This is a genomic window from Tessaracoccus antarcticus, assembly GCF_003688855.1.
Classification (GTDB): domain Bacteria; phylum Actinomycetota; class Actinomycetes; order Propionibacteriales; family Propionibacteriaceae; genus Arachnia; species Arachnia antarctica.
The window spans coordinates 178,943-192,196 of the sequence record NZ_REFW01000002.1; the positions used below are offsets into that span (position 1 = coordinate 178,943).

At 67.0% G+C, this 13,254-nt stretch carries 15 protein-coding genes; 12 read left to right on the forward strand and 3 right to left on the reverse strand.

Annotated features, from left to right (window positions below):
* Window positions 1-53 precede the first annotated feature (53 nt).
* The 11 genes from EAX62_RS08120 to EAX62_RS08170 all read left to right on the forward strand — a co-directional run bounded on the left by EAX62_RS08120 (window position 54) and on the right by EAX62_RS08170 (window position 8,854).
* The gene (locus tag EAX62_RS08120; RefSeq protein ID WP_121901191.1) at window positions 54-644 is read left to right on the forward strand and encodes a biotin transporter BioY; all 591 of its coding nucleotides are present in this window, start codon (window positions 54-56) and stop codon (window positions 642-644) included.
* Window positions 641-1,345 carry an energy-coupling factor ABC transporter ATP-binding protein gene (locus EAX62_RS08125; protein ID WP_121901192.1) on the forward strand — a complete coding sequence of 235 codons (705 nt, stop codon included), beginning with the start codon at window positions 641-643 and terminating at the stop codon, window positions 1,343-1,345. Before EAX62_RS08120 ends, EAX62_RS08125 begins: the two co-directional genes overlap by 4 nt.
* Window positions 1,342-1,971: an energy-coupling factor transporter transmembrane component T family protein gene (locus EAX62_RS08130; protein ID WP_121901193.1), complete on the forward strand. Its 630-nt coding sequence runs from the start codon at window positions 1,342-1,344 to the stop codon at window positions 1,969-1,971. The genes EAX62_RS08125 and EAX62_RS08130 overlap by 4 nt, the downstream gene beginning before the upstream one ends.
* Window positions 1,972-2,025: 54 nt before the next feature.
* Window positions 2,026-2,895, forward strand: a complete 870-nt coding sequence (rapZ, locus tag EAX62_RS08135; RefSeq protein WP_121901194.1) for an RNase adapter RapZ — start codon at window positions 2,026-2,028, stop codon at window positions 2,893-2,895.
* Window positions 2,896-2,900: 5 nt separating this feature from the next.
* The gene (locus EAX62_RS08140) at window positions 2,901-3,851 is read left to right on the forward strand and encodes a gluconeogenesis factor YvcK family protein (protein WP_121901753.1); all 951 of its coding nucleotides are present in this window, start codon (window positions 2,901-2,903) and stop codon (window positions 3,849-3,851) included.
* Window positions 3,852-3,887: 36 nt separating this feature from the next.
* Window positions 3,888-4,871, forward strand: a complete 984-nt coding sequence (gene whiA, locus EAX62_RS08145) for a DNA-binding protein WhiA (RefSeq protein WP_121901195.1) — start codon at window positions 3,888-3,890, stop codon at window positions 4,869-4,871.
* 119 nt (window positions 4,872-4,990) lie between these two features.
* Window positions 4,991-5,995 (forward strand): type I glyceraldehyde-3-phosphate dehydrogenase, encoded by a 1,005-nt coding sequence (gap, locus tag EAX62_RS08150; protein WP_121901196.1) that lies wholly within the window; start codon window positions 4,991-4,993, stop codon window positions 5,993-5,995.
* 41 nt (window positions 5,996-6,036) lie between these two features.
* Window positions 6,037-7,251, forward strand: a complete 1,215-nt coding sequence (locus EAX62_RS08155; protein ID WP_121901197.1) for a phosphoglycerate kinase — start codon at window positions 6,037-6,039, stop codon at window positions 7,249-7,251.
* Complete coding sequence (gene tpiA / locus EAX62_RS08160; RefSeq protein WP_121901198.1) at window positions 7,251-8,036, forward strand: triose-phosphate isomerase; 786 nt, start codon at window positions 7,251-7,253, stop codon at window positions 8,034-8,036. The genes EAX62_RS08155 and tpiA overlap by 1 nt, the downstream gene beginning before the upstream one ends.
* 166 nt (window positions 8,037-8,202) lie before the next feature.
* Window positions 8,203-8,463: a preprotein translocase subunit SecG gene (gene secG / locus EAX62_RS08165; protein ID WP_233557869.1), complete on the forward strand. Its 261-nt coding sequence runs from the start codon at window positions 8,203-8,205 to the stop codon at window positions 8,461-8,463.
* A gap of 34 nt (window positions 8,464-8,497) precedes the next feature.
* Window positions 8,498-8,854 (forward strand): RNA polymerase-binding protein RbpA, encoded by a 357-nt coding sequence (locus EAX62_RS08170; protein WP_121901199.1) that lies wholly within the window; start codon window positions 8,498-8,500, stop codon window positions 8,852-8,854.
* Between the two features lie 94 nt (window positions 8,855-8,948).
* On the opposite strand, the gene pgl is transcribed toward EAX62_RS08170, so the two are convergent.
* Genes pgl through zwf form a run of 3 tightly spaced genes read right to left on the reverse strand, consistent with a single transcriptional unit; the run spans window position 8,949 to window position 12,136 of the window.
* Window positions 8,949-9,680 (reverse strand): 6-phosphogluconolactonase, encoded by a 732-nt coding sequence (gene pgl / locus EAX62_RS08175; protein WP_121901200.1) that lies wholly within the window; start codon window positions 9,678-9,680, stop codon window positions 8,949-8,951.
* A gap of 1 nt (window position 9,681) precedes the next feature.
* A complete protein-coding gene (locus EAX62_RS08180; RefSeq protein ID WP_121901201.1) occupies window positions 9,682-10,584 on the reverse strand; it encodes a glucose-6-phosphate dehydrogenase assembly protein OpcA in 903 nt (300 codons plus the stop codon).
* A gap of 19 nt (window positions 10,585-10,603) precedes the next feature.
* On the reverse strand, window positions 10,604-12,136 hold the full coding sequence (gene zwf, locus EAX62_RS08185; RefSeq protein ID WP_121901202.1) for a glucose-6-phosphate dehydrogenase: 1,533 nt from the start codon (window positions 12,134-12,136) through the stop codon (window positions 10,604-10,606).
* Window positions 12,137-12,285: 149 nt separating this feature from the next.
* Between zwf and EAX62_RS08190 the strand changes: the two genes are divergently transcribed.
* Window positions 12,286-13,239, forward strand: a complete 954-nt coding sequence (locus EAX62_RS08190) for a heme o synthase (RefSeq protein WP_121901203.1) — start codon at window positions 12,286-12,288, stop codon at window positions 13,237-13,239.
* Window positions 13,240-13,254: the final 15 nt, after the last annotated feature.

Below are 13,254 nucleotides of genomic sequence, written 5' to 3' on the forward strand. Positions count from 1 at the left end.
GTTGAATGGTACGTGAAGTACTCAGCCGAGCCCCCGGAAGGGATCCGAACGACATGACAACACTGGTGGACACACCTTCGCGACGAAGGACGCTGGCCCCCAGCGACCTGGCGCGCATCGCCGTCTTCGCTGCGCTGGTCTCCGCGCTGTCCCTGACTCCGGCCATCCCTCTGGGGCCCGTGCCCATCACCCTGCAGACGCTGGGAGTAGCGCTCACGGGCCTCTGCCTCGGACCGTGGCGTGGATTCGCAGCCATGGCCCTGTATCTCGCTGTGGGTGCCGCAGGGCTTCCAGTCTTCTCCGGGGGCGCCTCCGGTGTGGCAATCCTCGTGGGGCCGACCGGTGGCTACCTGCTGTCCTTCCCGTTGGCCGCCCTCCTGAGCGGTTTCGTCGCCCGGTGGGCGGTGCGACGCGGCCTCAGCAGGGTCACCCCGTTCATCCTGCTGGGGGGCCTGCTGCTGGCCCGCTACCTCATCATCCTGCCCATCGCCGTCACGCATCTCACCCGCGTTCTGGGGATCACCTGGATGCAGGCGGTGGCCATCGACGCGCCTTTCTGGGTGGTTGATCTTGCCAAGTCCGTCGTCGCAGTCATCCTGGCTGTCGCCGTCCACAAAGCGTTCCCTCGCCTGCTGGGTCGATGATCCATCTCGACGGGGTGAGCGTCGTCGTGCCGGCATCCCGGCGCGGCGACGCTGACCGCACGCTCCTTGCCGACGTCACGCTGACGCTCACCGAGCACCGCATCGGCATCATCGGCGCCAACGGATCCGGTAAGTCGACGCTGCTGCGGCTCCTCAACGGTCTGAGGCTCCCCACCGCCGGGACCGTCACCTCGGGCGGGTTCGACACCGCCTCGCAGGGGCGGCAGGTGCGTACCCACGTGGGGTTCATCTTCACGGACCCCCTCGCGCAGCTCGTCATGTCCACCCCCATCGAGGACGTCGAGCTCAGTCTCCGCAGCCGGATCAAAGGGCGGGAGAACCGCACTCGCGAAGCACTGCGGCTCCTGGAGGAACGTGGCCTCGGCAAGCTGGCCCACCAGAGCATCCACGACCTCTCCGGCGGGGAGCGCCAACTCGTGGCGCTGACCAGCGTGCTGGCCGTGGAGCCGAAGATCATCGTGGCGGACGAACCCACCACACTGCTCGACCTCCGCAACCGGCTCGCCCTGCGCGACACGTTCGCCCGGCTGCCCCAACAGCTCATCTTCTCCACGCACGACATGGACGTGGCCTCCGACGCCACCCGTGTGCTCGTCGTGGATGGCGGCCGCATCGTCGCCGACGGTGACCCGGCCGCCGCCATCCGCTTCTACGAGCGCTCCATGGCGATGACCCCATGAATGCCCATGCCAACGTGCTGGGCTTCCACGAACCCGGCGACGGCTGGCTCTTCCGGTTGCCCGTCGGCATCAAGTACCTGCTCATGCTGGCCATGGTCGTCCCGCCCCTGGCTGCTGTGCAGTGGTCCGTGACGCTGGCCTGCCTCGTGGCGACCCTCACATTCCTCCTGACCAGCGGCATCCATTTGGGGCGTGCACTGCGCCTCGGATGGATGATGTGGAGCATCCTGTTGACCCTGGCCCTGTTCCATCTCGCCACCCTGGCGCCGGTCTCCGCCTTCGTGCGGCCCGGCAACCTGCTCGTGGCCGTGCTCGCGGCCCGCATGCTGACACTCACCACACCCACCCCCGAGCTCATGGACGCACTCGTGTGGGTACTGCGTCCGCTGCGCCCGCTCGGGGTCAACGCGGACCAGGTTGCTCTGGCCGTGGCGCTCATGATCCGCTCCATCCCGTATTTGTTGGGCACCGTGGACGACGCGCGCATGGCCGCCCGCGCGCGGGGCCTGGAACGCAATCCGGCGCTCCTCCTGACGCCCGTCATCCTCGGGGCAGTGGCGTATGCGGAGCGCAGCGGCGAGGCGCTAGTGGCCCGCGGTATCGGCGAACGACCACTCGCTGACTGAGGCGCACGGCGCAGGGCCACTGCGCACCCCGTTCGTCGCACTAGGGTGGGAGACATGCCAAGCACTGAACCCACGCAGCGGCTGGTCATCGTCACCGGCATGTCCGGCGCAGGCCGTCGAACCGCCGCGCACGCCATGGAGGACCTCGGCTGGTACGTCGTGGACAACCTGCCCCCCGTGATGTTGCCCGGCCTCTCCGATGAACTGGCGCGCACCGGCACCCGGCGCGTCGCCGTCGGTTTCGACGTCCGCAGCCGGGAACAGTTCGAACAGCTCCCCGAGGCGCTCATGAAGCTGCGCGCCGCCGGTGTCGAGGTCACCGTCATGTTCCTGGAGGCCAGCGATGACATCATCGTCCAGCGCCAGGAATCCAACCGCCGTCCCCTGCCGCTGCAGGGCGACGGACGGCTCGTCGACGGGATGGTGCGGGAGCGGCTGCTGCTGGCCGATCTGCGCGCCCGGGCGGACATCGTCGTCAATACCTCGGGGCTCACCCCACGACAGTTGACGCAGCGTGTGGCCAATCACTTCGGGGACGACCGGACGGACACGCTGCGCGTGGCGCTCATGTCCTTTGGATTCAAGAACGGGCTGCCCATCGACGCCGACATCGTGTTCGATGTCAGGTTCCTCCCGAACCCGTTCTGGGTGCCAGCCCTGCGCCCCAAGACCGGTCTTTCGCCAGACGTGGCCCGCTACGTCCTGGAACAGCCCGCCGCCCCAGCCTTCCAGAAGCATGCACTGGCGCTGCTGGAAACCATGGCGCCCGGCTACATGCGGGAGGGGAAGCGGCAGGTCACGGTCGCCGTCGGCTGCACCGGGGGCAAGCACCGCTCCACCGCCATCTGCGAAGCCCTCGCACCCCAGCTGCGGGAACGGGGCTACGGCGTCACCATCCTCCACCGCGACATGGGCAAGGAATGATGGACATGGAGGGGCTCGGACGGCTGCCCAAAGTGGTGGCTTTCGGTGGCGGGCATGGTCTGTCGGCGTCCCTCACGGCGCTGCGCCGCGTCACCGACCACCTGACGGCCGTCGTGACGGTGGCCGACGATGGCGGCTCGTCGGGTCGGCTGCGCCGAGAACTCGGCTGCCTGCCACCCGGCGACCTGCGGATGGCGCTGGCGGCACTGTGCAGCGACGATCAGGAGGGTCGGACCTGGGCGAGCGTGTTGCAGTCCCGGTTCACGGGGGAGGGGACACTCGCCGGTCACGCCATCGGGAACCTGCTCATCGCCGGCCTCTGGCAGCAACTCGGCGACCCGGTGGCCGGCCTCGACATGGTGGCGGACCTCCTGCGCACCCGTGGCCGGGTGCTGCCCATGTCGTCCATCCCACTGGAGATCGAGGCCGACGTCCTCGGCCTGGACGCCACCACCCCGGACGAGTTGAGCACCCTGAGGGGCCAGGCCACCATCGCCAGCAGCGCCGGCACGGTGCAGGCCGTCCGCCTCATCCCGCAGGGGCCCCCCGCCTGCCGCGAGGTGATCGAGGCCGTCATGGACGCCGACTCCGTGGTACTCGGGCCCGGTTCCTGGTTCACATCGGTCATCCCACACCTCCTCGTGCCTGACCTTGCCCGGGCCATCACCACCACATCCGCGCGGCGCGTCCTGGTCCTCAACATCGCACCCGCCGACGAAACCGACGGCTTCACGGCCTCCCGCCACATAGAACTACTGGCCGAGCACGCGCCAAACCTCCGCCTCGACGTGGTCATCGCCGACGACGGTTTCGCGGGAAGCGACATCCACCTTGAGCGCTACGCCGCATCCCTGGGGGCGCGGCTGGTGGTGGCCGACATCGGTGTCCGGGGCGGTTCCCCGCGTCACGACACGAACCGGTTGGCGTCAGTGTTCTCCGAGGTACTGGCCCTCTGACGACGATGTGGAGGAGGGCATGGCAGTATCTACGGCATGGCCCTGACACAGAAGGTGAAGTCCGAACTCGCTGCAGTGGCCACCCCGCACCCGAATGCGCGGCGCGCCGAGGTTGCCACCATGTTGCGCTTCGCGGGTGGTCTGCACCTGGTTTCCGGGCGCATCGTCGTGGAGGCCGAGATGGACACCGGAGCAGCGGCCCGCCGCCTGCGTGCGTTCATCAACGAGCTGTACTCGCTGGACAGCGAAATGCTGGTGATCAACTCCTCCGGCCTGCGCCGCACCACCCGCTACACCGTCCGCGTCGTCCGTGACGGGGAGGCTCTCGCCCGGCTCAGTGGCCTCGTCGACCAGAACCGGCGGCCCGTGCGGGGACTGCCCCCGTCCGTGGTGGGCGGGTCTCTCGCCGACGCCGTCGCCGTGTGGCGGGGGGCGTTCCTGGCTCGGGGTTCCCTCACGGAGCCCGGACGCTCCATGGCGTTGGAGATCACCTGTCCCGGCTCCGAGGCGGCACTCGCACTGGTCGGCGCGGCCCGACGCCTCGGTATCTCCGTGAAGGCTCGCGAGGTCCGTGGGGTCGACCGCGTGGTGCTGCGCGACGGTGAGGCCATCGCTGACCTGCTGACGCGCATGGGGGCTCAGGAGGCCCGGCTGGTGTGGGAGGAGCGACGGCTGCGCCGTGAGGTCCGCGCCCAGGCCAACCGTCTCGCCAACTTCGACGACGCGAACCTGCGCAGGTCCGCACGCGCTGCGGTCGCGGCTGGCGCCCGCGTGGAGAGGGCGCTACTCATCCTGGGCGACGATGTCCCCGATCATCTGCGCATGGCGGGCGAACTGCGGCTGGAGCACCGCCAGGCCAGCCTTGAGGAGCTCGGGAAACTGCACGAGCCGCCCCTGACCAAGGATGCGGTGGCCGGCCGGATCAGGCGACTTCTGGCGACGGCGGACAAGGCGGCCATCGCGGCCGGCATCCCCACCACGGAGGCGAGCCTCCCTTCGGGGATGCGCGACCTCGACTGAGCGGACCCCCTTGGCCGTGGAGCCCCGGGTGTCGTTAGGATGGGAGTTGTCCATCAGATGCTTGCGCACGTGGCCGTTGGCCCTGCGCGGCGACAGTCTCTCGAGAGGGATCCATTCATATGACCGTCAAGGTTGGAATCAACGGCTTCGGCCGCATTGGCCGCAACTACTTCCGCGCCATCGTGGCTGCCGGTGCTGACATCGAGGTCGTGGCCGTCAACGACCTCACCGACAACAAGACGCTGGCCCACCTGCTGAAGTACGACTCAATCCTGGGCCGCTTCCCCGGCGATGTCACCTCCACCGATGACGCCATCGTCGTCAGCGGCAAGGAGATCAAGGCATTCGCCGAGAAGGATCCCGCGAACCTCCCCTGGGGCGAGCTGGGTGTTGACGTGGTCATCGAGTCCACCGGCTTCTTCACCGACGCCACCCAGGCCAAGGCGCACATCACCGCCGGCGCCAAGAAGGTCATCATCTCCGCCCCGGCGAAGAACGAGGACATCACCATCGTCATGGGCGTCAACGACGACAAGTACGACGCCGCAGCGCACCACATCATCTCGAACGCCTCCTGCACCACGAACTGCCTGGCCCCCATGGCCAAGGCTCTGAACGACGGTCTGGGCATCGAGAAGGGTCTCATGACCACGATCCATGCTTACACGCAGGACCAGAACCTGCAGGACGCTCCCCACAAGGACCTGCGTCGCGCCCGCGCCGCCGCCCTGAACATGGTTCCCACCACCACCGGTGCAGCCAAGGCTGTCTCCCTGGTCCTCCCGGAGCTCAAGGGCAAGCTGGACGGCTACGCCATGCGCGTCCCGGTTCCCACCGGCTCGGCCACGGACCTGACGTTCGAGGCCTCCCGCGAGACCACCGTCGAAGAAGTCAACGCCATCGTGAAGAAGGCCTCTGAAGGCGCCATGAAGGGAATCCTCATCTACAACGAGGACCCCATCGTCTCCACAGACATCGTCACCGACCCGGCCTCCTGCGTCTTCGACGCACCGATGACCAAGGTCATCGGCAACCAGGTCAAGGTGCTTGGCTGGTACGACAACGAGTGGGGCTACTCCAACCGCTGCGTGGACCTCACCCTCCTCGTCGGCGCCTCGCTCTGACATCCACAACACACCCATAGATGAAGGGAAGGCCTAGACACGTGAAGTCCATCGATGACCTCGGCAATCTGTCGGGCAAGCGGATCCTGATCCGCTGCGATTTCAACGTCCCGCTCGACGGCGAGACCATCACCGATGACGGCCGCATCCGCGCCGCCCTGCCCACGCTCACCGCGTTGCGTGAGCAGGGTGCGCGGGTCGTCATCATGGCTCACCTGGGCCGACCCAAGGGTGCTGTCAACGCGAAGTACTCCCTTGCCCCGGTGGCCGCGCGGCTCTCCGAGCTGCTCGGCACCGAGGTGAAGCTCGCCACCGATGTGGTGGGCGAATCCGCAGCCCGGACCGTCGAAGGACTGGCTGACGGCGACGTTGCACTGCTGGAGAACGTCCGCTACGAGCCGGCCGAAGAGTCCAAGGACGAGGCCGAGCGCGTGGAGCTGGCCAAGAAGTATGCCGCCTTCGGCGACATCTTCGTCTCCGACGGCTTCGGCGTCGTCCACCGCAAGCAGGCGTCCGTCTACGACGTGGCCAAGCTGCTGCCGAACGCTGCCGGATACCTGGTGGCCAAGGAGATCGACGTCCTGCGTCGACTCACGGAGACACCTGAGCGCCCGTTCGTCGTGGTGCTCGGCGGCGCCAAGGTGGCGGACAAGCTGTCCGTCATCGACAACCTCCTGAAGGTTGCCGACACGCTGGTCATCGGCGGCGGGATGGTGTTCACGTTCCTCAAGGCGCAGGGCTACGACATCGGCAGTTCGTTGGTCGACGACACCAACCTCGAGACGTGCCGTGGGTACCTCGAGTCAGCCAAGGCCCAGGGCAAGCAGATCCTGCTGCCCGTCGACGTCCGCGTCGCCGACGGCATGGACTTCGGTGCACGCACCGTCACTGGTCCCGTCGACGTGGTGGCCTCCGAGTCCATCCCTGCGGACAAGATGGGTCTGGACATTGGGCCCGAGAGCGAGAAGATCTTCTCCGAGACGATCCGTCTCGCGAGGACCGTGTTCTGGAACGGCCCCATGGGCGTGTTCGAGATCAAGGAACTCAGCCTCGGCACAGCAGCGGTGGCCAAGGCGCTCACCGAAGTCGACGGCCTGTCCGTCGTGGGCGGCGGCGACTCCGCCGCAGCCGTGCGCATTCTCGGCCACGCCGATGAGGAATTCGGCCACATCTCCACGGGCGGCGGCGCCTCGCTGGAGTTCCTCGAGGGCAAGGAACTGCCCGGCATCTCCGTCCTGGAAGAAGGAACCAACTGATGACCCGCAAGCCGATCATGGCAGGCAACTGGAAGATGAACCTCGACCACGTCGAGGCCACCGGCATGGTGCAGAAGCTTGCGTGGACGCTGGCCGACAAGGAGTTCGACGGTTCCACCGTTGACTGCGTCGTCGTGCCGCCGTTCACGGACCTGCGCACCGTCCAGACGCTCATCGACGGTGAGCGCATGCCCATCACGCTGGCCGCGCAGGATGTCTCGGAGCACGACTCCGGCGCCTACACGGGTGAGGTCAGCGCGGCCATGCTCGCCAAGCTCCGCGTCAAGTACGTGGTGGTGGGGCACTCCGAGCGTCGCCAGTTCCACGCCGAGACCGATGAGGTCGTCAACACCAAGGCCGCCAAGGTTCTGGCAGCCGGCATGACCCCCATCATCTGTGTGGGGGAGGGGCTCGACATCCGCAAGGAGGGCCGCCACGTCGAGTACACGCTCAACCAGGTCCGCGGCACCCTGGCCGGCCTCACGGCCGAGCAGGTCGCCAGCCTCGTCATCGCCTACGAGCCCGTCTGGGCCATCGGCACAGGTGAAGTGGCCACGCCCGAGGACGCACAAGAGGTGTGTGGTGCCATCCGCAAGGAAGTCGCCGACCTCTACGACGACGCCACGGCTGAGGCGCTCCGTATTCAGTACGGCGGTTCGGTGAAGTCCGGAAACGTCGCGCAGATCATGAACAAGCCCGACGTCGACGGCGCCCTCGTGGGAGGCGCAAGCCTCCAGCCCGAGGAGTTCGCGGCCATCGTGTTGTACCAGAAGCTCCCCGTCTGAGGGGTCTCACCAACGTGACCCGAAGGGGCCGTCCGGCACACGCCGGACGGCCCCTTCGGCGTCGTCGGGGAACAACATGGGTGAGCGGACACGGGTGGGTTCCGGAGGTGGGGTCCGCGGGGTAGGCCGATGTGGAGATTCGGTGCCCGTCAGCTAGACTTCACGCGTGATTGTCCCCCTCGTCAGCTGGCCGATTTCGACCCTCTCGATCATCCTGATCCTGCTCAGTGTCCTGTTGGCTGCTTCAGTCCTCCTCCACAAGGGTCGTGGCGGCGGCATGTCTGACCTCTTTGGTGGCGGCATGTCAACGTCCATGGGTGGGGTGTCGACCGCTGAGCGTCGACTCGACCGCATCACCCTGGTCCTGACAGGCGTCTGGGTCCTGACAATCGCCGCGCTGCTGGTCCTGTACCGGCTCGGCGTGTGAACATCCGTACAACCCACATCCTGGAGGAGTAATCGTGGCAGGTGGCAACGCCATCCGCGGTAGCCGTGTCGGCGCCGGTCCCATGGGAGAGGCCGAGCGGGGCGATTCTGCCCCGCGTCTGCACGTCTCGTACTACTGCTCGAGCGGGCATGAAACCCGCCCGGCATTTGCTATCGACGCGGCCATACCCGAATCCTGGGATTGTCCGCGCTGCGGCCTTCCCGCAAACACGGACGCGGACAACCCTCCGCCTCCGCCGAAGATCACGCCGTACAAGACGCACCTTGCCTATGTGAAGGAACGTCGCAGCGACGCCGAGGCGGCCCAGATCCTCGACGAGGCCATCGCCTTGTTGAGGGCGCGTCGCGCCTCGGGTGAGGTCATTTACTGACCCCCCGGGCATCCACCCGGACAATCCACGAATGGGGCTCCCGCACATGTGCGGGAGCCCCATTCGTGCGTTGTGATGGTGGTGCGCTGACCAGTCAGAGGGCGCAGTTGTAGGGTTCCGGCAGTTGGGCGGCGGCGTCGGCGTCGAGGAACCAGTACGTCGCCTCACGTGCCTGCACATGGGACGCCGGCAGCGCGGCATCCCCCTCGAGGGCCCGTGCCACTGCATCGGCCTTCGACGCGCCCGTGGCGATGATCCAGATCTCCTCGGACCGGTTGATGGTGGGGATTGTCAGGGAGATGCGCTCTGAGGGTGGCTTGGGGGAGTCTGTCACCCCGATGACCTGGCGGTTCGTGGGCTCGAAACTGGGATGGTCCGGGAAGATGGACCCCACGTGTCCGTCAGCGCCGATGCCCAGCAGGGTGATGTCGAAGACGGTGTCCCCGAGCTCGGCCTCGTACTCAACGGCGCACTGGTGCGAATCTGCGCGCCCATCCTGGGCCGGCATCATGTGGATGTCCGCAGACTTGATGGACACGGTGCGTGCCAGCCGAGAGACGGCCTGCAGGGAGTTGCGGTCAGCGTCCGTGGCAGGAACGAATCGCTCGTCGCCCCACCACAGCTGCAGCTTGGTGGCGTCGAGTGCCGAGTCGGGCACCAGCGCAGCGAAGCGCTCATACATCTGGTTGGCGGTCTCCCCACCGGTCAGACAGATGTGGACTTGAGCACTCGTGTCCTGCAACTCCACGATCCTGTCCAGGAGACGCCGAGCCACGACGTCGGCCACTTCGTCCGCGTCATCCAGCCGGATCGTGCGACGGTACACCTCAGGCGTCCTTCATCTTCAGGATGCGACCCACGGCCGCCTCGAACACGTCGTCTGCGTCCATCCGCTGCAACTCCTCGGTCAGCAGGTCGGTCAACGGGCGACGACGCAGTGCCACCTTGCGTTCTGGCTGGCCGGGCACGTTGTACAGGGCGATGCTGTCGGACTGTCCGCGGTTGATGACGATGTCGCCGGTCTTGGTGGTGAGCCGGACCTCTGACACGCCCGCCTGGGTGCACTCCTCATTCTTGACCTCCACCCCCAACCGCTCCTCCAGCCACGCCATCAGCAGGAGGGCGGGCGCGTTGTCCGGGGCGGAGCGCACCAGGGCGCCCGTGACGGTGTGCGGGTACTGATCCAGGGCGGCCGCCAGCAGGGCGCGCCAGCGTGTCAGCCGGGTCCACGTCAGGTCGGTGTCACCGGGCGTGTGGTTGCGTGCCCGCGCGATCAGAGCCTCCTGTGGGTCGGCCGCGCTGGCGGCGTCGGTGATCCGACGATCGGCCAACTTGCCCACAGGGTCCTGGCTGGGGTGGTCGGGGGCGTCGTGTGGCCACCAGACGATGGTGGGGGAGTCCGGCAGCAGCAGCGGCAGCAGGACGGAGCCGGCGTGTTCCGCCAGTTCCCCCCGCATTGTCAGTGCCAGCATGTCACCGGGTATGCCCTCACCCACCTGGATCTGCGCGTCGAGTTGCGGAGTGCCGTCGGCGTACGTGACGACGATGACCCGGGAGGGGTGCGCCGTGGCGGATGCCCGGGCGGCTTGCAGGGCGTCATCGCGGTGGTCCTCGTCGGAGACGACCAGCAGCGTCAGGACCATGCCGCTGGCGGACCCGACGTTGCGGCGCGCGCGCAACAGTTCGGAGGCCACCTCGCGGGTGGTGGTGTTCTTCAGTTCGATGATCACGTGGGGATTCCTTCTGCGTTCAGGGCCGGCGCCAGGCGAAGCCGTCACGGGCGAGCATGTCCACGGCGTTCTGCGGGCCCCAGGTGCCGGACTCGTAGGGCTCGGGCTGATCGGGCTGGGCGGCCCAGTGCTCGAGCACCGGGTCGAGGATGCTCCAGCTGAGCTCCACCTCCTCCTGCTGCGGGAACAGGGGGGCGTCTCCCAGCATGACGTCAAGAATGAGCCGTTCATAGGCTTCGGGCGAGGATTCCGTGAACGAACCGCCGTAGGCGAAGTCCATGGAAACTTCCCGGATCTCCATCTGGGTTCCGGGGACCTTCGCACCGAAGCGCAGGGTCACGCCCTCGTCGGGCTGGATGCGCATGACAAGGGCGTTGGTGCCAAGTTCTTCAGTGTCCGTGGCGGTGAACGGCAGGTGGGGGGCCCTCTTGAAACTGAGTGCCACCTCCGTGACCCGGCGGGGCATGCGCTTGGCAGCCCTCAGGTAGAACGGCACACCGGCCCAGCGGCGGTTGTCGATGTCCACGCGGATGGCCGCGAAGGTTTCCGTGGAGGAACCGGCGTCCACGCCGTCCTCCTCCAGGTAGCCCTTCACCTGCTGCGCACCCTGCCAGCCGGCGCAGTACTGCCCTCGCGCCGTCGTCTGCGAGAGGTCACCGGGGACATGCGCGGCAGCCAGAACCTTCTGCTTCTCCGCGCGGAGCTGGGACGCCTCGAACGACGTGGGCTCCTCCATGGCGGTGAGCGCCAACAGTTGCAGGAGGTGGTTCTGGATGACGTCGCGTGCTGCGCCGATGCCGTCGTAGTAGCCTGCCCGGCCTCCGATGCCGATGTCCTCGGCCATGGTGATCTGGACGTGGCTGACGTAGTGGTTGTTCCAGAGGGGTTCAAACATCTGGTTCGCGAAGCGCAACGCCAACATGTTCTGGACGGTTTCCTTGCCCAGATAGTGGTCGATGCGGAACACCTCTTGGGGCTCGAACAGCGAACTGACAACGGCGTTCAGTTCCTTCGCGGACTCGAGGTCGTGACCGAAGGGCTTCTCGATGACCACCCGGTTCCACCCACCCTGCTCCTCCTCGGTGAGGCCGTGCTTCTTCAGCTGGGACACCACCACCTCGAAACTCGACGGCGGAATCGACAAGTAGAAGGCATGGTTGCCGCCGGTGCCGCGTGCCTGGTCCAGCTCGCAAATGGTGTCCTTGAGCTTGTCGAACGACTCGTCCGAGTCAAACGTTCCGGGGACGAAGCGAATGCCCTCCAGCAGTTGCTCCCACACTTCCTCGCGGAACGGGGTGCGTGAGTTCTCCTTGACGGCGTCGTGCACCACCTTGGCGAAGTCCTGGTCCTGCCAGTCCCGCCGGGCGAAGCCCACGAGACCGAAACCGGGAGGCAACATGCCGCGGTTGGCCAGGTCATAGACGGCAGGCATCAGCTTCTTGCGGGACAGGTCGCCTGTCACACCGAAAATTACGAGGACGCACGGTCCCGCAATCTGGGGCAGACGCCGATCCTGTGGATCGCGGAGAGGGTTGTTCGACGAGTGGGGCATCGGCTTCCTTGGCTGGAAGAGGGGAAATGGCAGCCACACAACCTTAGCCACTGATGCGGCAGTGACGCGGATGCGTTCACCAAGAGTCTGGTCGCGGCCGTTCGCCGCGTCTTGGGGTGCCAAGTGTGCGGGGGTAGACTCGTGCAGAAATGTCACCGATTGTGAAAGAGGGCGTGTTCGTGGTTGCAGGAGCCGCCGAGGCACCTTCCCTCAGGGTCGCGACGATGGACGTGGTGAAGGCGTACGTCGCCCTGACCAAGCCGCGCATCATCGAACTACTGCTGGTGACAACGGTTCCGGCCATGTTTCTCGCGGCGGGCGGTCTCCCACCGTGGAACCTCGTGCTGTGGACCATGATCGGCGGCATGTTCGCCGCGGCCAGTGCCAACACCTTCAACTGCGTGATCGACGCCGACATCGACGAGATCATGCGGCGCACACGCCGTCGCCCCGTCCCGCGTCACCAGATCAGCACGGGTTCTGCCACGGCGTTCGGTGTGGCCCTCGGAATCGCGGCCACGCTCGTGCTCGGTTTCGGCGCGAACTGGCTGTCCGCGATCCTCGCGCTCGTGGCCAACGCCTTCTACGTCTTCGTGTACACGATGTGGCTGAAGCGGCGCACGTCGCAGAACATCGTGTGGGGCGGTATCGCGGGCTGCTTCCCGCCGCTCATCGGCTGGACGGCCGTCACCGGCCAGCTCGCCTTGGCTCCGTTCGTCCTCTTCGCCATCGTTTTCCTGTGGACCCCGCCACACACCTGGGCACTGGCGTTCCGCTACCGGGACGACTACGCCGCCGCCTCCGTCCCCATGCTGCCAGTGGTGAAGCCCGCCCCCCACGTGGCAATGCAGATCTTCTGGTACTCGGTTGCCACCGTCGCCGTCTCGCTCCTGTTGTGGCCACTGGCCCCCACGGGCTGGCTCTACCCCGTGGTGGCAGTCGTGCTGGGCGCCGTGTTCCTCGTGGAGGCCTGGAAGCTGTGGCAACGCGCCCGCTCAGGCGTCGAGATCGCGCAGCTCAAGGCCATGCGGCTGTTCCACTGGAGCAACACCTATCTGGCGCTCCTCTTTCTGGCGATGGCTGTCGACCCCCTCATCACCTGAGCGCTCGCTCCACCC